The sequence below is a fragment of the Streptomyces aurantiogriseus genome (genome assembly GCF_014649375.1).
In the GTDB taxonomy this organism is placed as follows: Bacteria; Actinomycetota; Actinomycetes; order Streptomycetales; family Streptomycetaceae; genus Streptomyces; species Streptomyces aurantiogriseus.
The window spans coordinates 121,628-145,687 of sequence record NZ_BMSX01000026.1; the positions used below are offsets into that span (position 1 = coordinate 121,628).

At 71.4% G+C, this 24,060-nt stretch carries 21 protein-coding genes; 7 read left to right on the plus strand and 14 right to left on the minus strand.

All coding sequences use genetic code 11. The features are described 5' to 3' along the window. The first annotated feature begins 121 nt into the window (after nt 1-121). Nucleotides 122-694, plus strand: coding sequence for a hypothetical protein (locus IE263_RS39685; protein ID WP_189942959.1), 573 nt, complete (start codon nt 122-124; stop codon nt 692-694). A gap of 66 nt (nt 695-760) precedes the next feature. Continuing rightward, a complete protein-coding gene (locus IE263_RS39690; RefSeq protein ID WP_189942960.1) occupies nt 761-1,681 on the plus strand; it encodes a GNAT family N-acetyltransferase in 921 nt (306 codons plus the stop codon). Between the two features lie 18 nt (nt 1,682-1,699). On the opposite strand, the gene IE263_RS39695 is transcribed toward IE263_RS39690, so the two are convergent. Together IE263_RS39695 and IE263_RS39700 are read right to left on the minus strand one after the other, a co-directional pair. Next, nucleotides 1,700-2,419: an aspartate/glutamate racemase family protein gene (locus tag IE263_RS39695; RefSeq protein WP_189942961.1), complete on the minus strand. Its 720-nt coding sequence runs from the start codon at nt 2,417-2,419 to the stop codon at nt 1,700-1,702. A 5-nt stretch (nt 2,420-2,424) separates the two neighbouring features. After that, nucleotides 2,425-3,903, minus strand: coding sequence for an NCS1 family nucleobase:cation symporter-1 (locus IE263_RS39700; RefSeq protein WP_189942962.1), 1,479 nt, complete (start codon nt 3,901-3,903; stop codon nt 2,425-2,427). Between the two features lie 161 nt (nt 3,904-4,064). On the opposite strand from IE263_RS39700, the gene IE263_RS39705 reads away from it, so the two are divergent. Next, nucleotides 4,065-4,742: a GntR family transcriptional regulator gene (locus IE263_RS39705; protein ID WP_189942963.1), complete on the plus strand. Its 678-nt coding sequence runs from the start codon at nt 4,065-4,067 to the stop codon at nt 4,740-4,742. A 232-nt stretch (nt 4,743-4,974) separates the two neighbouring features. Here the strand turns inward: IE263_RS39705 and IE263_RS39710 are convergent, their stop codons facing one another. The 4 genes from IE263_RS39710 to IE263_RS39725 all read right to left on the minus strand — a co-directional run bounded on the left by IE263_RS39710 (nt 4,975) and on the right by IE263_RS39725 (nt 8,152). Further along, a complete protein-coding gene (locus IE263_RS39710) occupies nt 4,975-5,670 on the minus strand; it encodes a uracil-DNA glycosylase (protein WP_189942964.1) in 696 nt (231 codons plus the stop codon). Nucleotides 5,671-5,839: 169 nt separating this feature from the next. After that, entirely contained in the window at nt 5,840-6,322 is a 483-nt protein-coding gene (locus tag IE263_RS39715) for a DoxX family protein (RefSeq protein WP_189942965.1), read from the minus strand. 148 nt (nt 6,323-6,470) lie between these two features. Further along, nucleotides 6,471-7,166 carry a class I SAM-dependent methyltransferase gene (locus tag IE263_RS39720; RefSeq protein WP_189942966.1) on the minus strand — a complete coding sequence of 232 codons (696 nt, stop codon included), beginning with the start codon at nt 7,164-7,166 and terminating at the stop codon, nt 6,471-6,473. Nucleotides 7,167-7,252: 86 nt separating this feature from the next. Continuing rightward, complete coding sequence (locus tag IE263_RS39725; protein ID WP_189942967.1) at nt 7,253-8,152, minus strand: acyltransferase domain-containing protein; 900 nt, start codon at nt 8,150-8,152, stop codon at nt 7,253-7,255. Between the two features lie 82 nt (nt 8,153-8,234). On the opposite strand from IE263_RS39725, the gene IE263_RS39730 reads away from it, so the two are divergent. Next, nucleotides 8,235-8,501, plus strand: a complete 267-nt coding sequence (locus tag IE263_RS39730) for a DUF6343 family protein (protein WP_189942968.1) — start codon at nt 8,235-8,237, stop codon at nt 8,499-8,501. 60 nt (nt 8,502-8,561) lie between these two features. Here IE263_RS39730 and IE263_RS39735 read toward each other — a convergent pair whose 3' ends face one another. From IE263_RS39735 to rpsA, 4 genes are all read right to left on the minus strand, one after another. Further along, the gene (locus IE263_RS39735; protein ID WP_189942969.1) at nt 8,562-8,942 is read right to left on the minus strand and encodes a tetratricopeptide repeat protein; all 381 of its coding nucleotides are present in this window, start codon (nt 8,940-8,942) and stop codon (nt 8,562-8,564) included. 50 nt (nt 8,943-8,992) lie between these two features. After that, nucleotides 8,993-9,622 (minus strand): dephospho-CoA kinase, encoded by a 630-nt coding sequence (coaE, locus tag IE263_RS39740; RefSeq protein ID WP_189942970.1) that lies wholly within the window; start codon nt 9,620-9,622, stop codon nt 8,993-8,995. A 70-nt stretch (nt 9,623-9,692) separates the two neighbouring features. Next, the gene (locus IE263_RS39745) at nt 9,693-10,631 is read right to left on the minus strand and encodes a PAC2 family protein (protein ID WP_189942971.1); all 939 of its coding nucleotides are present in this window, start codon (nt 10,629-10,631) and stop codon (nt 9,693-9,695) included. Between the two features lie 218 nt (nt 10,632-10,849). Continuing rightward, on the minus strand, nt 10,850-12,340 hold the full coding sequence (gene rpsA / locus IE263_RS39750) for a 30S ribosomal protein S1 (RefSeq protein ID WP_067042841.1): 1,491 nt from the start codon (nt 12,338-12,340) through the stop codon (nt 10,850-10,852). A gap of 231 nt (nt 12,341-12,571) precedes the next feature. On the opposite strand from rpsA, the gene IE263_RS39755 reads away from it, so the two are divergent. After that, nucleotides 12,572-13,546: a class I SAM-dependent methyltransferase gene (locus tag IE263_RS39755; protein WP_373312247.1), complete on the plus strand. Its 975-nt coding sequence runs from the start codon at nt 12,572-12,574 to the stop codon at nt 13,544-13,546. 130 nt (nt 13,547-13,676) lie between these two features. Continuing rightward, nucleotides 13,677-16,244 carry an ATP-dependent helicase HrpB gene (gene hrpB / locus IE263_RS39760; protein ID WP_189942972.1) on the plus strand — a complete coding sequence of 856 codons (2,568 nt, stop codon included), beginning with the start codon at nt 13,677-13,679 and terminating at the stop codon, nt 16,242-16,244. On the opposite strand, the gene pgfA is transcribed toward hrpB, so the two are convergent. From pgfA to IE263_RS39775, 3 genes are all read right to left on the minus strand, one after another. Then, complete coding sequence (gene pgfA / locus IE263_RS39765) at nt 16,234-17,226, minus strand: cell envelope lipid trafficking protein PgfA (RefSeq protein WP_189942973.1); 993 nt, start codon at nt 17,224-17,226, stop codon at nt 16,234-16,236. The genes hrpB and pgfA overlap by 11 nt on opposite strands. Before the next feature lie 21 nt (nt 17,227-17,247). Next, complete coding sequence (locus IE263_RS39770; protein WP_107120235.1) at nt 17,248-17,382, minus strand: SPW_0924 family protein; 135 nt, start codon at nt 17,380-17,382, stop codon at nt 17,248-17,250. 167 nt (nt 17,383-17,549) lie between these two features. Further along, nucleotides 17,550-19,310: a lytic transglycosylase domain-containing protein gene (locus IE263_RS39775; RefSeq protein WP_189942974.1), complete on the minus strand. Its 1,761-nt coding sequence runs from the start codon at nt 19,308-19,310 to the stop codon at nt 17,550-17,552. Nucleotides 19,311-19,620: 310 nt separating this feature from the next. Here IE263_RS39775 and IE263_RS39780 point away from each other — a divergent pair, with 310 nt between their 5' ends. After that, nucleotides 19,621-20,460: a DUF4184 family protein gene (locus tag IE263_RS39780; protein WP_189942975.1), complete on the plus strand. Its 840-nt coding sequence runs from the start codon at nt 19,621-19,623 to the stop codon at nt 20,458-20,460. Between the two features lie 469 nt (nt 20,461-20,929). Here IE263_RS39780 and polA read toward each other — a convergent pair whose 3' ends face one another. Further along, the gene (gene polA, locus IE263_RS39785; RefSeq protein WP_189942976.1) at nt 20,930-23,656 is read right to left on the minus strand and encodes a DNA polymerase I; all 2,727 of its coding nucleotides are present in this window, start codon (nt 23,654-23,656) and stop codon (nt 20,930-20,932) included. Between the last annotated feature and the right edge of the window lie 404 nt (nt 23,657-24,060).

Below are 24,060 nucleotides of genomic sequence, written 5' to 3' on the forward strand. Positions count from 1 at the left end.
CAGGCGTGCACGGGGCGACGGACGCGGGCCGGAAGGCGCGCCGGATTGCGGTTCGGACGCGCCGTCGGCGCGCACGCATCTCTCGGCGGCCGGACTGCGGGCCCGGGGATGGACACCGGGCATGGTGCGCCAACTGCTGGGTGAGCCGGATCTGTTGCGTGCCAACCCGCTGTTCCACTCGGCCCCGCAGACGCGCCTCTACCTCATCGAGCGGGTCGAGGCGGCCGAACGGAGCGACAGGTTCCGGGCCGTGGCTGCCGCTGCCGCACGGCGGTCCGCGGCGGCGCGGGCCGCCGCCCTGCGCAGGCGGCGGGAGGTGCTGGCGCGGATCGCGGCCGAACCTCTCGAGGTGCCGCGGCTGGCTCCGGACCGGCTGGCGACGGCCGCGGTCGAGCACCGCAACCGCCGGGATGAGGAACGGGCGTACGAGCGATGGAGCCATGTGCCCGATCCCGCCACGGTCGAGAGCGCCGAGTCCGACGCGCTCGTCCGCTGGAAAGTGAACTATCTGCGCCATCGGCTGACCCGCTACGACGAGCTGCTGGACGGGCTGCAGGGCAGCACCGGGCGCGCGGCGGCCGAGGAGTTGCTGCGGCGCAGGGTCTACGCGGCCATCGCCAAGGCGTACCCCGAACTTGCACAGGAGTGCGAACGCCAGCTGCGTGAACGGGAGTGCGGTCCACCGCCGGCGTGACATGGCCGGGTGGAGCTGCGAGGACGCCGGGCCGGCGGGCGGCCCGCGTCCCTACGCTCCGGGCACATGAAGGACGATCAAGCCGCCCGCGTACACGAACGCCTCGCGGCCCGCCCCGAGTTGCGTCCCGTCGTCTTCGGCGAGGGCCGCCGCTTCGGACTCTGGGAGCTCGCCTCACTCGCCGAGGGCGCCCTCGGCGAGTGCGTCGACCCCGACTCGCTCACGGTGTCGAGCGAGAAGCGGTGGCGTCTCAGACTGGGTGCGGCCGGTCACGAGCACAGGCACGACGACGAGTTCCGCAGGAGGTACTGGATCTGCGCGCCGGAAGACCGGTGCCGGCAGCGTGAGCCCTTGGGGACCATCGCCCTCGACACCTGGCCCGTGGGAGCGGGCGCGCTGCACGTCTCCTCGCTCTACACCCATCCCGTGGCCCGACGGCAGGGGCTCGCCTCGGCCGTGCTGGACACGGTGTACGAGGCGTGCCGCGCCGAAGGGCTGCACGGATTCCGCCTGGACACGTACTGGACCTGGCAGCAGACCGTCCGCTACTACCTCCGGCGCGGCTTGTGGGTCACGTCCTGGAAGCACTCCTTGGGACTCGCCCGGCTGTCGTACCTGCCGCGCTACGAAGTGCGGGGAGACGAGAGCGCGTTGACGTTCGCGGTGACCGGGCCGCAAGGGGATGCCGTTCCGCTGCTCGTGGCCGACAGCGCGGACGGGCGGCTGCGGCTGCGGGAGACCGAGCAGTACCGCAGCCTTCCGGACCGGCGCGACGCCGTACGTCTCTACGCGCGATCGACGCTGGCGCTCCATCTCGCCCTGCGAGGGCGGCCGTTGGTACGAGGGGAGGAAGAGTGGGCCGAAGCCCGCAGATGGTGCGACATCGGCGAGCCGGAGGGGCTCGCCTACAAGATCGGCGTCTTCGAGGAGGTGGCTCACGAGAACGGCTGGAAGGTGGAAACCCCGTACGTCCGGCCGAGCGGGTGATCGTGAACCTCGTGGGGATCACTCCGCCGGTGGTCGCCAGTCCCGCCGCTTCGGCACCGGCTTGGCGAAACTGCCCGCCCGGCTCGTCCGCAGCCCCATCCCCACCAGCGCCTCCGCGAGCTTCACCGCCGCTCCCACGCCGTCGACCACCGGAACGCCCAGCTTCTCGCTCACCACCTGCTGCAGCCCCGTCATCCCGGCGCAGCCCAGGACGAGCACCTCGGCGCCCGCCTCCCGGGCGTGTTCCGCGGCGGCGAGGAAGGCCGCCTCCGTGCGGTGGGGGTCGCCGAGGTGGAGGACGCCCAGGCCGGTGCCGACGACGGCGGCGCAGTTGCGGCCCACACCGGCCAGTTCCAGGCTGTCCTCGATCTGGCCGCACGACCGCTCGAGCGTCGTCACCACCCCGTACCGCCGCCCCAGCAGGCAGGCCAGGTGTGCCGCCGCCTCCGTGATGTCGACGACGGGTACGTCGACCAGTTCCCGTACGCCTTCGCGCCCGTGCTCGCCGAAGCCGGCCATGACGACGGCGTCGTAGGGCGGTCCGTCGTACGTGCGCAGGGTGTCGAGGACGGCGGCCGCCGAGAGGTAGCTGTCGAGCCAGCCCTCGGCTGACTCGGGGCCCCACGCGGGGGTCAGTCCCGTCACGGTGGTGCCCGGGCCGGCGGCGGCCCGGGCACCTCGTACGATCTCCGCGGTCATCTCCTGCGTGGTGTTGCAGTTGGTGACGACGATGCGCACGCTTCTCAGACCTCCACGGTCTTCTCGGGGGTGACCGCGGAGCCGGCGGCCCGCTCGCTGCGGCACAGCAGGATGTACAGGCCGGCTGCCAGCGCCGTGCCGATGAACCAGGAGTACGGGGCGACATCGCTGAAGGTCTTCACCAGCGCGAGCACCGCCGCGACCGCCGCGGAGGGGAGGAACGCCCACAGCGCCTTGGGGTTGACGCCCTTGCGGTAGTGGTAGCGGGTGCCGGGGCGGGCGTCGAACAGCTCGTCGACGTCGACTCGGCCGCGCTTGACCCAGTAGTAGTCGACCATGATCACGCCGAACAGGGGGCCGAGGAAGGCACCGAGACCGCCGAGGAAGTAGTTGACGACGGTGGGGTTGGAGAAGAGGTTCCAGGGGGTGACGACCAGCGCGGCCACCGTGCTGATCAGGCCGCCGACCTTGAAGGTGATCTTCTGCGGCCAGACGTTGGCGAGGTCGTACGCCGGGGAGACGAAGTTGGCGACGATGTTGACTCCCATGGTGGCGATGGCGAAGGTCAGCGCGGCCAGGACGAGCACCCAGGTGTTGCCGACCTTGGCGACGAGCTCCGCCGGGTCGGTGATGGCCTCGCCGAACACCTCCAGCGAGCCGGCCGTGACGATGACCGAGACGACCACGAAGGCGGTCGAGTTGATGGGCAGACCCCAGAAGTTGCCGCGCTTGACCGTCCGGTAGTCCGGCGCGAAGCGGGAGAAGTCGCAGAAGTTCAGCATCAGCGTGCCGTAGGTGGCGAGGATCAGGCCGATCGCGCCGAACCACTGCCGCCACTGCTCGCCCACGGAGACCGGGTGCGGGGTGGATGTGAGCGAGATGGTCCAGTCGGCCTTGGCCAGGACCCAGACGGCCAGCGCGATCATCACGAGCCAGATCGCGGGACCGCAGAAGTCCTGGAACTTGCGCACCGACTCCATGCCCTGGCTGATGATCAGCGCCTGGATCAGCCACAGCGAGACGAAGGAGACCCAGCCGAGCGCGTCGAGCCCCAGGAAGGAGCTGTGCGTCCACGACTCCAGGCCCGGCCAGGCCGCCAGCAGCATCACGTTGACGGCGACGGAGGCGAGGTAGGTCTGGATGCCGTACCACATGATGGCGATCACGGCCCGGATGAGCGCGGGGATGTTGGCGCCCCAGACGCCGAAGCTGATGCGGCTGACCACGGGGAAGGGGACACCGTGGCGCTGGCCGATCCTGCCCATCCAGTTCATGCCGATGTAGATCAGCACGAAGCCCACGAGCAGGGAGGTGAAGACCTGCCACACGTTCATGCCGAGGACCAGCAGTCCGGCGGCGAAGGTGTAGTTGCCGAGGTTGTGGACGTCGGACATCCACAGGGCGAACAGGTCGAAGACCTTCCAGTTGCGCTTCTTGGCGGGTGCGAGGTCTTCGTTGGTGAGCCGGGGATCGGGGACGAACGCTGGGGCGCCGGTGGCTTCGGCGCGGTCGGCGAGGGACACGGGGCCTCCATGAGCAAGGGGACGGAGGAGGGGTGCGGCGCGCAGGAGCCGCTCGAGGCGTCGTTTGGTATACCAAACTGCTGTCATGGTCCCGCCGTCAAGCGTTCTGACCGATGTCCGTCCCGTTACGGCTCCGTAAAAGACCCCTCGCGTCGGCGAAAATGGCACCCATGAGCTCCCCGGCGAAGATCGAACCCCTCGGCGCGGTCCGCGAACGTGTCCTGGCCGCCCTGCGGCAGGAAATCATCTCGGGCCGTCTGCGCCCCGGCGACCGGCTGGTCGAACGGGAACTGGCCGAGCGGTTCGGCGTCTCCCGGGTTCCCGTCCGGGAGGCCATCCGCGCCCTGGTCGCCGAGGGCTTCGTCCTCTTCGAGACCCCGCGCCGGACCGTCGTACGACGACTGAGCCGCACCGACGTCAAGGAACTCTTCGAGCTGCGCGAGGCGTTGGAGGTGTACGCGGCGGGACTGGCCGCCTCCCGGGCGACCCCGGAGGCACTCGCCGAGCTGCGGCACCTGCTCGACCAGGCGGCCGAGGCAACCCGCGCCGGTGACGCCGAGACCATCACCGACATCAACACCCGCTTCCACGACCGCATCCTCGCCCTGGCCGGCAACAGCCTGCTGATCTCCGTCATGGAACCGGTCGACGGCCGCCTGCGCTGGCTCACCCGGCAGAACGAGGAGTGGCCCCAACTCCTCACCGAACACCGCGACCTGTACGAGGCGATCGCCTCCGGCGACCCCGACCGGGCCCGCACCCACGCGCTGAACCATGTGCAGGCCAACTACCGGTCCACCGTGCGCCATCTCTTCGGGGAGCTTTCCGAACGCTCCTGAACCCGGAAGCTTTTCGAGCACCCGTCTGCCCGGACTCTGCCGACCCTTCGGACACAGTTCCGAAGAACGACCGCAGAAAACGGCACGGAGAGAACGAACACGGTCAGCAGACGTGGGCTGTTGAGCGGAGCGGCACTCGTGGGGGCGGGCGCCATGACGGGCGTCCTGAGCAGCGCGGGAACCGCCACGGCCGACGCCCCGCACGGCCGCAGGGGGCGGCAGCACCGGGCGATCACGACAGTCCCGCCGCCCCCGCCGCCGTCCGCAGCACCTCCCGCAGCATGTCGGGGGTGAGGCGCCCGGTGAACGTGTTGCGCTGGCTCACGTGGAAGCAGCCGAAGAGGTCGAGGCCGTCCAGCGACACCCGTGCCCCATGCGCGAAGGCGGGCCGGGGACGGGGGACGGCCCAGCCGGCCTCGGCGAACGCGGGCAGCGCGGCCTGCCAGCCGAAGGCGCCCAGTACGACGACCGCCCGGAGCGTCGGCCGCAGCAGCCGCAGCTCCTGGACGAGCCAGGGCCGGCAGGTGTCCCGCTCCTCGGGGGTGGGCCTGTTGGCGGGCGGTGCGCAGTGCACGGGCGCGGTGACGCGCACGCCGTACAGTTCAAGGCCGTCGTCGGCGAAGACCGAGGTGGGCTGCGAGGCGAGCCCCACGTCGTACAGCGCCTGGTACAACACGTCCCCCGAGCGGTCGCCGGTGAACATGCGTCCGGTGCGGTTGCCGCCGTGCGCAGCCGGGGCAAGCCCGACGATCAGCAGACGGGCGTCGGACGGGCCGAAGCCGGGCACCGGGCGACCCCAGTACGTCCAGTCGGCGAAGGCCGCCCGCTTCGTCCGGGCCACCTCCTCACGCCAGGCCACCAGCCGCGGACAGGCCCGGCACCCCGCGACGCGCCGGTCGAGGGCGGCGAGGGCATGAGCGGCGTCCATGCCTCCACGGTAAAGCCGCACCGGCCACCCGTACGGTGCCGCCCGTCGGCGCACGGGAGCTGGACAGAACCTCCGCCGGCCCGGGCAGCAACACCCCGGCAGACGGCCCTGCCGGGGTCGGAGTCCCCGGCAGGGCCTTACCGCACGGCCTCGCATGGCCACCCACCGGTCACGCCCGGCGCCGCAGCAGCCACAGCAACTCCGTGACAGAGCCCCGTCGCGCCCAGGCGATCAGCGCCAACGGGACGAGCAGGATGAGCGGAGTCGCCGCGTTCTGCCCGTCGAAGACGACGACCTGGACGACGAAGGCACCCACCATCAGCGCACCCAACGCCACCGCCGCCACCGACCGCAACACCGGCACCAGCAGCGCGAGCGCACCGGCCAGTTCCAGCACACCGATGATGTACATCCCCGCACCGCCCCAGCCCATCTTGTCGAACCCCTCGGACGCCGACGGGTGCGCGATCAGCTTCGGCAGTGCACTCGCGATCCCGTAGAAGAGGGCGAGCAGGATCTCCAGCCCCCGCAGCGCCACCCGGGCCCGACGGCCACGGGCGGTCGCGGACTCGGCGACCACCGTGCCGGAGGACGAGAGGGAAGCGGGGGCGGGGGAAACGGCGGAGACGACGGAAGCGGTGGGCTCGGACATGGGGGGATCCTGGGGGTTTCGGTCCGTGGTGCTGTCACAGAGGTAGACCGGGCAGCACCGCCGAACTCATCGCCGGCCGACCCTTCTCCCACTCCGCTGGGGGCCTCCCCTCCCCCTCCCCCCTCCCCCTCCCTCCCCTACGCCCCGCCTACTCCCCCACCAACACCGCCCGCACCCACACCCGATCCTCCGTCAGATACCGGTCCACCCTCAGGCCCGCCTCCGCCAGCGCCTCCTCGAACTGTTCCTTGGTCAGCGGTCGGGAGCGGAAGGTCTGGGTCCATATCGCGTCCGGGAATGTGTACTCCGCGTGCACCGAGTGGACCCCGTCGTCGACCGGTTCCGCCGACAGGATCCGTGAGGTGAAGCCGGTCGGGTAGACGCGTTCACGTGGCAGGTTGGTGTGGTAGTCCTCCCCCTCACGCTGGATCAGCACGTACCCGTTCTTCGCGACGTGCCGTGCGCAGGTGCGCAGCATGCCCCGCCGGACCTCGATGTCCCCGTTGTGCACGAGGAACGACGCGAGCATCACCACGTCGAACGTCTCGCCCAGGTCGAGGCGCTCGATCGGGCTGCATATCGTGCGCGCCCCGCGGACGCGCTCGAGCATCTCGGGGGACTCGTCCACCGCCGTGACCGTGAACCCGCGTTCCAGGAGGGCGTGGGTCACGCGGCCCACGCCGCTGCCCAGCTCCAGGATGTGTGCGCCTGCGGGCACCGCCGCGGAGATGACGTCCGGTTCGTCGCCCACCGGCAGACGGCTGTAGAACTCGACCGCGCAGCCGTCCGGGGTGATCGCACCGGGGCCTGTTCCCTCGTATCCCTCTCGCTTTTCAAGTCTCATGCTCGTCCAACGGCCCGTCTGCGTCCGGCAGTTCCGTTCCTCTTCCGGTTCACTCGTTCGAGGGAGGACGTCTCTGTTCGGGTCGCCTACAGCGCGAACCAGCCGTTCGCGACATACCAGTGGCCGCCCTCCTGCAGGTGGTCCACGACGGCCCGCTCCAGGACACTCCGGCGCGGTAGCCGGTCCAGGGGTATGTCGGTGGTGCCGAAGACGAAGCGGACCGGTGTCGTGTCCTCCGGTTCCTCGGGCACCTGGCCGGCCCGGAACCGCTCCTGGAAGCGGACGATGTTGGAGTCCGCCGGCAGGTAGCGCTTCAGCTGCGGGTCGAGCAGCCATGAAGCGCAGGTGGCCACGGCGTAGGGCTCCTCTGGATAGTGCCGGGCGAAGAACCCCCGTGCGAGCGCGAGCGAGCGGTCGCAGGCCTCCGGGGACAAGGGCCCCATGAAGTCCGGCACGTGCAGGGCCAGAGCGGGGTCGTCCGGACCGAGCGCGAGCCCCGCCGCAGCCGTCGCGTCGCTCGTCCACCGCCCCGCGCGGTCCCGCTGGAACTGCAGCCGCCCCAGTTGGTACAGCTCGCCGTGGAAGTGCAGGGACAGCCACCGCGGGGACAGCAGACCGCCCGTGCCGTGCCACCGGCGGTGCCAGGCGACACACCGGCCGACGTCGGCGAGTGTGCGCCGCGAGACCTCCTCCGGAATGCCGCGCTCACGGTGGTGGGCCCGCACGTACGGCAGCGCGGCGACGAACACGTACAGGGGGAGGAAGCGCGCGAGCGCTCCTGACGCGCCCGGGAGTTCCGGCACGTCGACCGTCCCGCGTATCTCGCCCATTCCCTCCACGAGGTCTGCCACGGTCTCCTCCAGGAACCGCAGTGTCTCCGGGTCGCCCACCGCCCGGTGGCTCAGCCGCACGGGTTCGTCGATGTCCTGGTGCGGTACTCCGAGGTCGAGGAGCACCTCGGCCAGTTCGTCGCGGTCCGGCAGCACGAGAAGACCCCTCTTCGATCTACGACTTTCCTGGAGAACGTAGGGGCCGAAGAGTACGTTTCAAGAGGGAGTGGTGATCGGTATGCGTACGGGCAGTGAGCCGACGACAGCGCGCAGTGCACTGAGGTTGCGTCTGTGGCTGACGGTGTGGGGACTGCTCTGGGCGATCTTCGGAACGGCCGCGTTCGCGCTCGCGGGGCGCCTCGGGTGGGCGATCGCCTGCGGGGTGCTGTGGCTGGTGATCACCGTCGACCTGGCGATGATCCTCAAGCACGTCCGGCAGGGGCCGCACTATCAGCCGGGCCGCGACGTCCCGCCGTACCGGCCGCCGGAGCGGCACCGCCCCTGAGACCGCCCCTGAGACCGCCCCCGACACCGGCCCCTGAGGGGCCTCCGAGGCCTCCCGTGCTCATGAGTCGAAACGCGCGGCCTTCAGGTACTGCGGGTTGGGGTCCAGCGCGGCCGCCAGCCGGAAGTGGCGCTTGGCCTGGTCGCTGCGGCCCTGTCGCTCGTAGGTGCGGGCGAGGGCGAAGTGCGCGAAGGCGTTGTCCGGCTCCCGCTCCAGGACGATCGTGAATTCGAGTTCGGCAGGGCGTAGTTGTGCGGCGGCGAAGAAGGCACGCGCACGCAGCAGGCGGGCGGCGGTGTTCTCGGGGTGTGCGGCGATGACACCGTCGAGCAGCTTCACCGCGCCCCGCGGATCCCGTGCGGCGAGCAGTTGCTCCGCGGCACGGAAGTCGATGACATGCGTCTCCGGACTGCGTCCGGTCGAACCGCTGGTATCGGGCACGGAAAATTCCTTCCCTCGCTGGAAGCGTTCAACGCGCGGAGCGGGGGCCGCTATTCCTCGGGTGATTCCGGGGGCCGGTGGGGTGCGCGTGCCCGGCGAGCGAGATCGGCCCACACGTCCTTCACGCGTCTTTCCAGGTCGGCCAGCGGTACGTCGTTGTCGATGACGATGTCCGCGATGTCCCGGCGCTTCTCGCGGGTGGCCTGCGCGGCCATGCGCGCGCGTGCGTCCTCCTCGGTCATGCCGCGCAGCCGGACGAGCCGGTCCAGCTGGGTCTCGGGTGGGGCGTCGACGACGACCACGACGTCGTACAGCGGTGCCAGGCCGTTCTCGGTGAGGAGGGGGACGTCGTGGACGACGACGGCGTCGTCGGGGGCGGCGGTCTCCAGCTCGCGGGAGCGGGCTCCGACGAGGGGGTGCACGATCGCGTTGAGGACGGCGAGCTTCTCGGGGTCGGCGAAGACGATCGAGCCCAGTGCGGGGCGGTCGAGGCTGCCGTCCTCGGCGAGGATGCCCTCGCCGAAGGCGTCGACGACCGCCGCGAGGCCGGGCGTCCCCGGGGCGACGACCTCGCGCGCGATGCGGTCGGCGTCGATCAGCACGGCACCGCACGCGACGAGCAGCCGCGAGACCTCGCTCTTGCCGGCGCCGATCCCGCCGGTCAGGCCAACCTTCAGCATGACCGGAAGCTTAGGGCCTGCCGCTGACAGTGCACCCGGCGGACCCCGCAGGACAGTCCCGCGAGAGGGCTCAGCCCTCCCCTTCCCGCTCTGCCAGGAACTTTTCGAACTCCCGCCCGATCTCGTCCGCCGAGGGGATGTCCACGGGCTCGGCCAGCATGTTGCCCCGGGTGTGGGCGCCCGCGGCGGCGTCGTACTGGTGCTCCAGGCCCTGGACGAGGGCGGTGAGCTCCTCGTCGCCCTCCTGGATCTGGCGGTCGATCTCCGTCTGTGTACGGTGTGCGTCCGTGCGCAGGGAGTGGGCGATGCCGGGCAGGACCAGTCCCGTCGCGGCCGTGATGGCCTCGAGGGCGGTCAGGGCCGCGTCCGGGTAGGCGGAGCGGGCGATGTAATGCGGGACGTGCGCGGCGACGCCCAGGACGTCATGGCCGGCGTCCATGAGGCGGTACTCGACGAGCGCCTCGGCGCTGCCGGGGACCTGGGCCTCGTCGAAGGGGCTGCTGTGGCCGGGGACGAGGTCCGTGCGGTTGCCGTGCGGCGTCAGGCCCACGGGGCGGGTGTGCGGGACGCCCATGGGGATGCCGTGGAAGTTCACGGAGAGACGGACGCCCAGCCGCTCGACGATCTGCTTGACGGCGGCGGCGAAGCGCTCCCACTCGACGTCCGGTTCGGGCCCGGACAGCAGCAGGAAGGGCGCTCCGGTGGTGTCCTGGACGAGCCGTACCTCGATGGCCGGTTCTTCGTAGTCGCTCCACCGGTCGCGCTTGAACGTCAGCAGCGGGCGGCGGGCGCGGTAGTCCACCAGCCGGTCGTGGTCGAAGCGGGCGACGACCTGGTGGGGCAGCGTGTCGAGGAGCCGGTCGACGATCTGGTCGCCGGTCTCACCCGCGTCGATGTATCCGTCGAAGTGGTAGAGCATGACAAGTCCGGCCGACTCCTGGGCGAGCGCCATGTCGACGACGGCCAGCCCCTTCGGCTCCCATGCGTACAAACCCTGCGGATCAAGCACTTGGACCGCTCCTCCTCGTGTTCGTACTGCACAACGCGCGTGCGGGCGTGGGCATTCCCGGCCCACGCCCTTGATCAGGTGACTTCCTTCGGCGTTCGTATGACGGACGGTTCAGGGGGGCCGGCACGCGCGCGTGGTCCTCTGCGGAGCAACGCTGAGGGCCCGCACCTCGAAAGGTGCGGGCCCTCAGTAAGCGGGCTGAGCCTCAGCGGCCAGCGTCAGCTCTGACCACCGGCCAGCTTCTCGCGGAGAGCGGCCAGCGCCTCGTCCGAGGCCAGCGCGCCGGAGGTGTCGGCGCCCTCGGAGGAGTACGAACCGCCGGTCGCGGCCGGAGCGGCGGCCTCGCCACCCTCGGCGGCGGCAGCGGCGTCGGCCTCGCGGGACTTGATGACCTGCTGCTGGTGCTGCTCGAAGCGCTGCTGCGCCTCGGCGTACTGGCGCTCCCACTCCTCGCGCTGCTTCTCGTAGCCCTCGAGCCAGTCGTTGGTCTCGGGGTCGAAGCCCTCGGGGTAGATGTAGTTGCCCTGGTCGTCGTAGGACGCGGCCATGCCGTACAGGGTCGGGTCGAACTCGACCGAGGCCGGGTCGGCACCGAAGGACTCGTTGGCCTGCTTCAGCGAGAGGCTGATGCGACGGCGCTCGAGGTCGATGTCGATGACCTTGACGAAGATCTCGTCGTTGACCTGGACGACCTGCTCCGGGATCTCCACGTGGCGCTCGGCCAGCTCGGAGATGTGGACCAGACCCTCGATGCCCTCGTCCACGCGGACGAACGCACCGAACGGAACCAGCTTCGTGACCTTGCCGGGCACGACCTGGCCGATCTGGTGGGTGCGGGCGAACTGCTGCCACGGGTCTTCCTGGGTCGCCTTCAGCGACAGGGAGACGCGCTCGCGGTCCATGTCGACGTCGAGGACCTCGACCGTGACCTCCTGGCCGACCTCGACGACCTCGGAGGGGTGGTCGATGTGCTTCCAGGACAGCTCGGAGACGTGAACCAGACCGTCGACGCCACCCAGGTCCACGAAGGCACCGAAGTTGACGATCGAGGAGACCACACCGGAACGGACCTGACCCTTCTGGAGGGTCGTGAGGAACGTCTGGCGGACCTCGGACTGGGTCTGCTCCAGCCAGGCACGGCGGGACAGGACCACGTTGTTGCGGTTCTTGTCCAGCTCGATGATCTTCGCCTCGAGCTCCTTGCCCACGTAGGGCTGGAGGTCGCGGACGCGGCGCATCTCGACCAGGGAGGCCGGGAGGAAGCCGCGGAGGCCGATGTCGAGGATGAGACCACCCTTGACGACCTCGATGACGGTACCGGTGACGATGCCGTCCTCTTCCTTGATCTTCTCGATGGTGCCCCAGGCACGCTCGTACTGGGCACGCTTCTTCGAGAGGATCAGGCGGCCTTCCTTGTCCTCCTTCTGGAGGACCAGGGCCTCGATCTCGTCGCCGACGGCGACGACCTCGTTCGGGTCGACGTCGTGCTTGATCGAGAGCTCGCGGCTCGGGATGACACCTTCGGTCTTGTAACCGATGTCGAGCAGGACCTCGTCCCGGTCGACCTTCACGATGACGCCGTCGACGATGTCGCCGTCGTTGAAGTACTTGATCGTCTCGTCGATCGCTGCGAGGAAGGCTTCCTCGTTACCGATGTCGTTGACCGCTACCTGCGGGGTGGTGGCGGTGGTCTCGGTGCTGCTCGTCATGTGGGAAAGGGCTCCGGTACGGACATTGAAGTCGTAGGTACTGCTTACGCCGGGAGCCCGTTTCGCTCTGCAGAAGCCGGACAGCCAAGGAAGCGCCCCACCAGCGAAAACTGGCGATGGCGCCTCGACAACCGAGGGGACATACAACAGATGCGAGCGCAGCCTGCTACGTCTGAGGTGCGCAGGCCCGCAGCGCAACTTGTAGCATACGGGGGCAGCCGGGCAGGGTCAATGCGCGAAGGCGCACACCCGGGGCGGATCGCCGCATTCCCGGCACACAACCTGGCTCCCGAGGCCACGCAGGCCTCAGGAAGACCCTTGGGTGACACCTCGGTGGCACCACCGGGGCGGGTTGGACGGAAGAGTACGACGAGGGAGCCGATCATCCAAGAGCCCGTATCGTCCGAGCCGGGGTCCGAGCCGGAGGCCACCCGCCGCGACGCTGACATCACGGAGAGCGCCCGGGCCAACCGGGGCTGGTGGGACCGCAACGCGGACGAGTACCAGATCGAGCACGGCACGTTCCTCGGCGACGACCGCTTCGTGTGGTGCCCCGAGGGACTCGACGAGGTGGAGGCCGAGCTGCTCGGCCCGCCGGAGGAGCTGAAGGGCCGGGACGTCCTGGAGATCGGCGCCGGCGCGGCCCAGTGCTCGCGCTGGCTGGCCGCGCAGGGCGCGCGCCCGGTCGCCCTGGACCTCTCCCACCGCCAGCTCCAGCACGCGCTGCGCATCGGCGGAACGTTCCCTCTGGTGTGCGCCGACGCGGGCGCGCTGCCCTTCAAGGACGGCTCCTTCGACCTGGCGTGCTCGGCGTACGGGGCGCTGCCCTTCGTCGCCGACCCGGTGCTGGTCCTGAAGGAGGTGCGCCGGGTGCTGCGGCCGGGCGGCCGTTTCGTCTTCTCGGTGACCCATCCGATCCGCTGGGCCTTCCCGGACGAGCCGGGCCCCGAGGGCCTGTCGGTCTCCGCCTCCTACTTCGACCGCACGCCGTATGTCGAGCAGGACGACGAGGGCCGCGCGGTCTACGTCGAGCACCACCGCACGCTCGGCGACCGCGTCCGCGACCTCGTGGCGGCGGGCTTCCGGTTGGTGGATCTGGTCGAGCCGGAGTGGCCGGACTGGAACACCTCGGAGTGGGGCGGCTGGTCGCCGCTGCGCGGGAACCTGATCCCGGGGACGGCGATCTTCGTGTGCGAGCGGGACTAGTCGCGCCTCTCGGCGACTCTGCACGCAAGCGTTCACGACTCTTCATCTTCACGCACGCGCGCGCGTGCGTGAGGGGCTTTTTCACGCGCGCGCGTGCGGGGCGTTCTCGGGTGCGTACGACACTAGGGGCGTGATCCGTTACGACGCCCTGGACGTACTGCCCGTGCGGGCGGCCCTGCCCGCCCTGAACGACGCTCTGGACGGGCACGGGACCGCCGTGCTGGCCGCTCCGCCCGGCACCGGCAAGACGACGCTGGTGCCGTTGGCGCTGGCGGGGCTGCTGGGCGAGGGGCCAGTCCGGCGGGTGGTCGTGGCCGAGCCGCGGCGGATCGCGGCGCGGGCGGCGGCCCGGCGGATGGCGTGGCTGCTGGGCGAGAAGACCGGCGGGAGCGTCGGGTACACCGTGCGCGGGGAGCGGGTGGTCGGGCGGCACACGCGCGTGGAGGTCGTCACGACCGGTGTGCTGCTGCAGCGCCTCCAGCGCGACCAGGAGCTGACCGGCGTCGACGTGGTGGTCCTGGACGAGTGCCACGAACGGCATCTGGACGCGGACACGGCGGCCGCCTTCCTGTGGGACGTGCGGGAGGCGCTGCGGCCCGAGCTGCGGCTGGTGGCCGCCTCGGCGACGACCGACACGGAGGGCTGGTCGCGGCTGCTGGGCGGGGCGCCGGTGGTCGAGGCCCAGGGGTCCTCGTACGACGTCGAGGCGGTCTGGGCGCCCCCGGCCCGTCCGGTACGGCCTCCGCACGGCATGTGGGTCGACCCGGGGCTGCTCGCGCACGTGGCGTCGGTGGTGCGGCGGGCGCTGGCCGAGCGGTCGGGTGACGTGCTGTGCTTCCTGCCCGGCGTCGGTGAGATCGCGCGGGTCGCGGGGCAGCTCGGGGACCTGGACGGGGTGGACGTGCTGCAGGTGCACGGGCGGGCGCCGGCGGCCGTGCAGGACGCGGTGCTGGCGCCGGGCGAGCGGCGCCGGGTGGTGCTGGCCACCTCGGTCGCGGAGTCGTCGCTGACGGTGCCGGGGGTGCGGGTGGTCGTCGACTCGGGGCTCGCGCGGGAGCCGCGGGTGGACCACGCGCGCGGTCTGAGCGCGCTGGCGACGGTGCGGTCCTCGCACGCGGCGGGGCGGCAGCGGGCCGGGCGGGCCGGGCGGGAGGCGCCGGGTGTGGTGTACCGGTGCTGGGCGGAGGCGGAGGACGCCCGTCTGCCGCGTTTCCCGTCCCCGGAGATCAAGGTGGCCGACCTCACCGCGTTCGCCCTGCAGGCGGCCTGCTGGGGCGATCCTGAGGCCTCCGGGCTGGCGTTGCTCGACCCGCCGCCGGGCGGGGCGATGGCGGCGGCGAGGAGTCTGCTCACGGCGATCGGCGCGGTGGACTCCGGCGGTCGGGCCACGGAGCGAGGTGTGCGGCTGGCGCGGTCGGGGTTGCACCCCCGGCTGGGGCGGGCGCTGCTGGACGGGGCGGCGTCGGTGGGGGTGGAGCGGGCCGCGGAGGTTGTCGCGCTGTTGAGCGAGGAGGCGCCGCGGGAGTACGGGGATGATCTCGCGGCTGCTGTGCGGGGTGCGCGCCGGGGAGGTGACGCCTATGGGGTGCGGTGGCGGGCGGAGGTCCGGCGGCTGCGGGCCGTCGCGACGGACCTGTCCCACGCGCGCGTCCATGACTCTGTTCCGGCGAAGGTGGACCGCGGGGCGTCACCGGGCACCGCGGGCGACAGCGCGGCCGGTGTCGGGGAGGACAGTCGCGTCGGGCTCGTCGCCGCTCTCGCCTTCCCCGAGCGCCTCGCCAAGGCCGACGGCGGTTCGTACCTCATGGTCTCCGGGACCCGCGCGGAGATCCGTGAGGGCTCCGGGCTGCGCGGCGTCCCCTGGCTTGCCGTCGCTGTGGCCGACCGTCCCGTGGGCAAGGGGCACGCGCGCGTGCAGCTGGCGGCGGTCGTCGACGAGGAGGTCGCCCGGCTCGCCGCCGGCCCCCTGCTCGACGAACGCGACGAGGTCCACTGGTCCGACGGCGATGTCGTCGCCCGGCGGGTCGAGCGGCTGGGGGCCGTGGAGCTGGCGGTGCGGCCGATCAGGGACGCCGACCCCGTGCTCGTACGGGAGGCGCTTCTCGAAGGGTTGCGGCAGGAAGGGCTGGGGCTGCTGCGGTGGTCGGCCGACGCGGACGTGCTGCGGCAGCGGCTGGGCTTTCTGCGGCTGCACCTCGGGGAGCCGTGGCCGGACGTCTCCGACGCGTCGCTGCACGCGCGCGTGGACGACTGGCTGGAACCCGAGCTGGGCCGGGCCCGGCGGCGCGCCGATCTCGCGCGGATCGATGCCGGGGAGGCGCTCGCCCGGCTGCTGCCCTGGGCCTCGGGTGAGGCGGCACGGCTGGAGGAGCTGGCGCCGGAGCGGATCACCGTACCGAGTGGGTCCAGAATCCGGATCGACTACGCGGACCCGGAGCGGCCCGTGCTCGCGGTGAAGGTGCAGGAGATGTTCGGGCTCCAGGAGTCGCCGCGGGTCGCGGGGGTGCCGTTGCTCGTGCATCTGCTCTCCCCCGCCGGGCGGCCCGCGGCTGTCACCGCCGACCTCGCGTCGTTCTGGAAGGACGGCTACAAGGGCGTACGGGCGGAGTTGCGGGGTCGGTATCCGAAGCATCCGTGGCCGGAGGATCCGGCCGGTGCCGAGCCGACCCGGCACACCAACGCGCGGCTCAGGCGGTGACCGGCTCGGGTTGGACGGGCTCGGTGGGTGAGGGCTCGCCGGGGCGGCGGCTGCGGGCCTCCAGGTAGAGGGAGAGGGCCAGCAGGAGGGTGCCGAGGAGCAGGAAGCCCCAGGGCAGGTAGGAGGTCATCAGCAGGACGAGGGTGCGGTTGGACTTGACCAGGTCGACTGTGTGGTCGATGTAGTCCTCGCGCATCTTCACGTGTCCGGCGAACGCCGTCACCTTGTCGCGGTCGCCGAGCAGGGTGCCGCCGCGCAGTTCCTCCTGGTGGATCTCCTCGCCGTAGACGGGCGCTCCGGTGAGCGGTTCGACCCAGAACTTGCGGACCGTGGTGTACCAGCGGGTGGTGCCGGTCTTGGCGACGGTCTCGGGGGTGATGCCCTGGACGGGCATGGTCTTGGGCATGGGGACCCTGGTCCAGGGGATGGTCTGCTCGAAGTAGTAGACCTGCAGGCCGTGGAATTCCTGGGTGCCCTTGTAGTGGATGGGGGCGGTGACGCGGGCCTGTGCGTCGAAGTACTCGTAGTCCCGCTTCTCGGTGAGGAAGGGCCACTTGAACTCGAGGCCCTCGCGGCGGACCGGGTCGCCGTCGACCATTTCGCCGGTGGCGTGGACGGGTTCCTGGGTGTGGGCGTCGAAGATATAGCGCTCGGGGACCCTGGAGACCATCTTTCCGTCGGGGCCCTGGACGTAGGACAGGCCGTCCCAGACGACGACGTCGCGGCCCGCGGTCTTCTCGATCTTCTCCGAGGCCTCCACGTTGCCCTTGAGGGTCTGGACGATGGTGACCTTGGGGACCGTGCGGGCGGTCATGGTGCCGTAGTCGAGGAGGGTGGCGTTCCTGGCCTCCAGGACCATGTCCTGGTACGCGTTCGCCGGGATCTTGGCCAGGCGCGGGAAGGCGTACCAGCGCAGCAGCGGGGACAGTGCCGCGAAGAACACGGCGAGGGCGAGCAGGATCAGACTGGCCTTGCGGCGCATCTCGGCCTCCCTGCCGGGCGGTTACGGGTGTGCGGGCACCGTCGTCAGCAGCGGCTTCGGGGAGGTCTCGCCGGCCGGTGTGCCCAGGGCGGTGAGCGTGAGGACCAGGGCGAGCGCGACGGCGAGGCCGGTCGCGGCGGCGATCAGGGCGCGCATACGGGCCTCCCGGCGAGCGGCCACAGGAACCGACAGGGACCACGGGAACTGATGGAGCGTCAGGTGCGGCACCGTAGCAACGGGCGGGCGAGATGAGAACACGTCGCACACGACGGCGGCGCCCCGCTCGCTGGGAGGGGGCGCCGCCGTGGCTGTCGCGGAAAGGGTTACGGCGCGGTCGTCGTGGACTCGGACGGGCTCGCGGACGCGCTCTCCGAGGGGCTCTCCGACGGGCTCGGTGAGGACGACGGGGCTGCCGTGACGGTCAGTTCGACCGTGAGGGTGGCTCCGCCCGTGGTGGTGATGCGCAGCAGGAACGTGCCGGTGGTGTCGTCCGCGTAGAGCTTCGGCAGCGTGAGCAGGCCGGCTGCGTCCGTCTGCAGGTCCGTCAGGGTGCGGACCTTGTTGCCCGCGGCGTCCTTGAAGTAGGGGCCACTGTCGTTCGCGGTGGTGTCGCCGGCCGACTTGATCAGGGTGGCGGTGGCGGCGACCTTGTCCGCCGTGGCGCCCTGGTACGTGGCCTTCACCTGGACCTGGTCGGCGAACTCGCCACCCGCCACGCAGGTCAGCGCGGTGCTGGTGGTGCGGGCGAGGGCGTCGGCGGCGCGGGCGGTGACGGTGGCCGTGTAGTCCACGGCGGGGACGAAGCGGCCCACGACGGTGGCGCGGACGGTGAAGGTGCCGGTCTCCTCGCCCGCCGCGAGGGCGGGCGCGGTGGCGACGCCCCTGCTGTCGGTGATGACGGTGGCCACGCTCTCGCCGCCGGTGAAGGTGGCGTCGGTGCCGCCGACGATGGTGAAGCGGACCCTGACCTTGCCGACGGCCTTGCCGGCCTCGGTCTCCGCGCGGGTGCTGATCCGCTGCGTGAACGCGTCGCCCGCCATGGCGGTGAGCTTCGCCGTGCCCGCGTCCTCGAGGTGGTGGACGGTGTCGGTCGGCGTCTGGGGCGGGGTGGTCGGCGGCTTCGTGGGCGGCGTGGCCGGCGGCGTCGTGCCGCCGCCGGGCTTGGTGGGCGGCTTGGGGCTCGCCGGGGGCGTCGTCGCCGGCGGGGTGGGCGAGGGCGAGGTGGTCGTACCGCCGCCGTCGTTGTCGTCGCTGCGGTTGGACGGCAGGGTGCCGGTGCCGTCCGGGACCTCGTGGGTGCCCTTGCGGTAGTACTCCAGCCACGAGACGACGGTGTTGTAGTAGTCCGTCGAGTTGTTGTAGCTGAGGATCGCTCGACGCAGGCCGGAGTCGGTGGACATGTCCCAGCTGTTGCGGCACAGGTAGTGGCCGGCGGCGAGGGCGGCGTCGTAGATGTTGTTGGGGTCCTTCTTGCCGTCGCCGTTGCCGTCGCGGCCCGCCCATTCCCAGGTGGACGGGATGAACTGCATGGGGCCCACGGCGCGGTCGTAGGTGCTGTCGCCGTCGTAGGCGCCGTTGTCGGTGTCGCTGATGTTGGCGAAGCCGTTGCCGTTGAGGACCGGGCCGAGGATCGGCGAGATGGTGGTGCCGTCGGCGGTCACGTTGCCGCCGCGGGCCTGGCCGGACTCGACCTTGCCGATGGCGGCGAGGAGTTCCCAGGGCAGGTTGCAGCCGGGCTTGGCGTCGGCGAGCGCCGCCGCGGCCTTCTTGTAGGCGTCCAGGACGGTCGCGGGGATGCCGGCCTCGGTGTCGCCGGTGGCGGCCGGCGTGGTGCCGGAACTCTGGCTCGGCGCGGGAGTGGGGCTGTTCAGGGGCGGCAGGTCCGTGTAGTACGGCGAGTTGCCGGTGGCGCTGCCCTCGGGGCCCGTGTCGGCGGTCGGGGCGTCGGCGGCGGTGTGTCCGCCGGCCTGGCCGCCGGCCGTGACGTCGGGTGCCTGGGACGCGGCCAGGGCCGCGACAGCCACTGCGGCCACGGTGGTGTTGACCGCTCCCTTGCGCAGCCTCCTGCCGAATTCCGCCGACATGAAGTGAACCCCTCCCGTGGACCCTCGAGCGCCCGTCTGCATCTGCTTCACTCGCCCTGTTGGGACGATCATCCCGCCCCGCGGGTTGCGCTCCCGGGCGGTTTACACCGTTGTGTTCGGTTGTTCGACCGTGCCTCTCGGTACGGTGACCCAGGCGACCCTACGACAACTTCGTTTGCACCGGCACCCGTTCGACACCGGTGTTCACTCCCTGGCCATGTCCGCTTGGGGCGTGGGCGGTCCCGCATACTGGTCACGCTGTCGAAACACTGGCCGGTCCGTCCGGCAATGTCCGCCACGGGGAGCCCAGTTGCCGTTCACCCTGAGCCATGCGGCGGCCGTGCTGCCCGCCGTGCGCACCGACGGCACCGGCCGTGGGCCGCTCGTCCCGGCCGTCCTCGTGGCGGGCTCCTTCTCGCCCGACATGACCTACTACGCGGCGAGTGTCCTGTCCGGGGCCATGGAGTTCGGTGACGTCACGCACTCCTTCGCCGGCGTGTTCACCATCGACGTGCTCGTCACCTGGGCGCTGGTCGGGCTGTGGCTGCTGGTGCGCGAACCGCTCGTCGCCCTGCTGCCCAGGGCCCGGCAGGGTCGCACGGCCGCCCTGACGCGCTGTGGGGCACCACGCGCGCGTGTCCGCCCGTCCACCCTGCTGTGGTGGTACGTCTCCGCGGCGCTCGGCGCGCTGACGCACGTGGTGTGGGACGCGTTCACCCACCTCGACCGGTGGGGCATGCGGCTGTTTCCCGTACTGGGCGAGAAGGTGGCCGGTTCACCGCTGTACTGGTACCTGCAGTACGGCGGTTCGGCCGTCGCCGCGATCGTGATCGCGGTCTTCCTGACGCTCGCGCTGCGCAGGACACCCGCCGGCGAGCCGGTCGGTGTGCCCCTGCTGTCGTCGCGGGACCGGTGGTGGGCCGGGGCCGTCATCGGCGGCTGCGCGCTGGTCGCGGCGGTCCAGCGGGCAACACGGTGGTGGGAGTACTGGGGCTCGCGCGCCAAACCGTACGAGCTGATCCCGACTCTGTGCTTCGGGGCGGGCGCCGGCCTGGTGCTCGGCCTGCTGTTGTACGCCGGGGGTGTGCGCGTGTGGCGCCCGGCCACCCGGGAGACCGCGCAGCGGCCGGAAGGAGTCGGTGTGCGCTGAGGTGCCCGGCACGCGGCGTCGCGTGCGCGACGAGGACGGTGGTTCGACGCGACGCATGCCACTCCGGCGAACGAGGCATGCGCCGACCGGCGGAGGGCGCCCCTGACAGGACCCGCCGCAAGGGGCCGTGTTCTGCCCAGGGGAAGACACGCGAGGTCCCGCGCCACCACCGACAAAACCGCGACGGCAGGGGAGGAAGCCTCCGCCCCGGCCGACTGCTCCTGGCGGGACGGACCGGGGCCCCCGCCCCGTCAGGACCCGCCCGGACTAACGAGTCCCCCGCCGAAAGCCCCCGCCCGCGACAGGACCCGCCTCGGCGGCGTCCAACTCCGCGGACCTGTGTCCGCGGCGCAGGGTCGCCGCGGCCGAGGCCGGGCCGCCCATGCCGACAGATCCGACTGGCCGCCCGCCCGTCGGTACCGACAGATCCTCTCCAGCCGTCCGCGCTCCAAGCCCGCCCCGCCGGAGGCTAATGCGCCGCCGACTCCCAGTCCGCCCCCGAGCCCACCGAGACGTCCAGTGGCGCCCTGAGGTGGACGGCGTCGGACATTTCCCGTCGGACGAGTTCTTCCGCGGCCGCGCGCTCGCCGGGGGCGATCTCCAGGACGATTTCGTCGTGGACCTGCAGGAGCATGCGGGACTTGAGGCCGGCCTCCCGCAGGGCGCGGTCGACCTTGAGCATGGCGATCTTCACGATGTCGGCCGCGGTGCCCTGGATGGGTGCGTTGAGGGCCATCCGCTCGGCCGCCTCGCGTCGCAGACGGTTGTCGCTGTTGAGGTCGGGAAGGTAGCGGCGACGCCCGAAGAGCGTTGCCGTGTAGCCGGTCGCGCGCGCCTCGTCGACGGCCCGGCGCAGGTAGTCCCGTACGCCGCCGAAGCGCTCGAAGTACGCGTCCATCAGGGCGCGGGCCTCCGCCGCCTCGATGTTCAGCTGCTGGGACAGGCCGAACGCCGACAGACCGTACGCCAGGCCGTAGGACATCGCCTTGATCTTGCGGCGCATCTCCGCGTCCACCGCGGTCGGCTCGACGCCGAACACCTGGGAGGCCGCCGTGGTGTGCAGGTCCTCGCCGGAGGTGAACGCCTGGATGAGCCCTTCGTCCTCCGACAGGTGGGCCATCACACGCAGTTCGATCTGGCTGTAGTCGGCGGTCATCAGGGACTCGAAGCCCTCGCCGACGACGAAGCCGCGGCGGATGGCCCGGCCCTCGTCCGTACGGACGGGGATGTTCTGCAGGTTCGGGTCCGTCGACGACAGACGGCCGGTCGCGGCGACCGTCTGGTTGAAGGTGGTGTGGATACGGCCGTCGGCGGCGATCGTCTTGATCAGGCCCTCGACGGTGACCCGGAGCTTCGCCTGTTCGCGGTGGCGGAGCATGATGACCGGCAGTTCGTTGTCGGTCTGGGTCGCGAGCCAGGCCAGGGCGTCGGCGTCCGTCGTGTAGCCCGTCTTGGTCTTCTTCGTCCTGGGCAGGGCCAGTTCCCCGAAGAGGACCTCCTGGAGCTGCTTGGGCGAGCCCAGGTTGAACTCGTGCCCGGCCGCGGCGTGCGCCTCCTTGACCGCCTGCTGGACGGCGCCGGCGAACATCTGCTCCATGGCCTCCAGGTGGGCCCGGTCGGCCGCGATGCCGTGCCGCTCCATACGGGCGAGGAGGGCGGAGGTGGGCAGCTCCATGTCGCGCAGCAGGTCCGCGGCGCCGACCTCCTCCAGACGGCCCTGGAACGCCTCGCCCAGGTCGAGGATCGCGCGGGCCTGCACCATCAGGGCCTCGGCCTCGGCGCCGTCGTCGGCGCCGAAGGCGAGCTGCCCGTCGGCCGCGGCGGCGGGGGCCAGCTCCCGGTGCAGGTACTCCAGGGACAGCGCGTCGAGATCGAAGGAGCGGCGGCCGGGCTTGACCAGGTAGGCGGCGAGGGCGGTGTCCATGGACACGCCGTCGACGCTCCAGCCGTGCTCGGCGAAGACGCGCATGGCGCCCTTGGCGTTGTGCAGGACCTTGGGGCGGTCCTCGGCGGCCAGCCAGGCCGCCCACGCGTTCTCGTCGGCCTCGTCCAGCTCCGACGGGTCGAACCAGGCGGCCGCTCCGCCGGCCGTGGCGAGCGCGACCTCGGCGACCGAGCCGGTACCCAGCGCCCAGGTGTCGACGGTGGCGACGCCGAGCGGACCGGTGCCGTGCTCCTCGAGCCAGGCGGTCAGCTCGCCCGTGGCGAGGACGGTGCCGTCCAGCTCCACTCCGGCCGCGACGACAGGGGTCGCCTCGGCCTCCGCGCCGCCCGGGTCGACGGCGAGCAGCCGCTCGCGCAGCGAGGGGTTCCTGATCTCCAGGGTGTCCAGGACCATCGCGACGGCCTTGCGGTCGTACGGCGCCCGTGCGAGGTCGGTGACCCCCTTGGGCAGCTCCACGTTCCGCTCGAGCTCGGTCAGGCGGCGGTTGAGCTTGACGGCCTCCAGGTGGTCGCGGAGGTTCTGCCCGGCCTTGCCCTTGACCTCGTCCACACGCTCGACCAGGTCCGCGAACGAACCGAACTGGTTGATCCACTTCGCGGCCGTCTTCTCGCCGACGCCGGGGATGCCCGGGAGGTTGTCGGACGGGTCGCCGCGCAGGGCCGCGAAGTCGGGGTACTGCGCGGGCGTCAACCCGTACTTCTCGACGACCTTCTCCGGGGTGAAGCGGGTCAGCTCGGAGACGCCCTTAGTCGGGTACAGCACGGTGGTGTGCTCGCTGACCAGCTGGAAGGAGTCGCGGTCGCCGGTGACGATCAGCACCTCGAAGCCCTCGGCCTCGGCCTGCGTGGCCAGCGTGGCGATGACGTCGTCGGCCTCGAAGCCGTCGATAGCGAACCGCGAGACGTGCATCGCGTCGAGCAGTTCGCCGATCAGCTCGACCTGGCCCTTGAACTCGTCCGGGGTCTTGGATCGGTTCGCCTTGTACTCCGTGAACTCCTCGGAGCGCCAGGTCTTGCGCGAGACGTCGAAGGCGACCGCGAAGTGCGTGGGCGCCTCGTCACGCAGGGTGTTGGCCAGCATCGACGCGAAGCCGTAGATCGCGTTCGTCGGCTGGCCCGTCGCGGTCGTGAAATTCTCCGCGGGCAGCGCGAAGAACGCGCGGTAGGCCAGCGAGTGCCCGTCCATGAGCATCAGGCGGGGCCGCTCGCCGCCGGAGGTGTTCTCGGTCTTCTTCGATGCTGTTTCTGCCACGCCCCCGATCCTGCCACGCCCCACTGACACTCCGACCCCCACCGCCTCCGACGCCCGCACGCCCGAGACCGCCCACAGCCACCACGCCACCACCCCACCCCGCCCCGCTGCACCTCGAACAAGCCACACCCCGCACCAAGGCGCCCCCACCCCACTCATCAGCCCATCCGCACCACGACGCTCCCCTGCACCCGCCCCCAACCGCACCACGACGCTCCCCTGCACCCGCCCCCATCCCCACCACGACGCTCCCGCACCCGCATGACGGCGGGAGCGGGTCGTGGTGGTGCGGCAAGAGCCCGTCGCTCAGCTCGTCACAACCAACTCGGACTGTGGCAGCAGGCGGCAGTACGCCCAACACGCGACGGGCTCGCCGCACCACCACGACCCCGACCCACCCACCG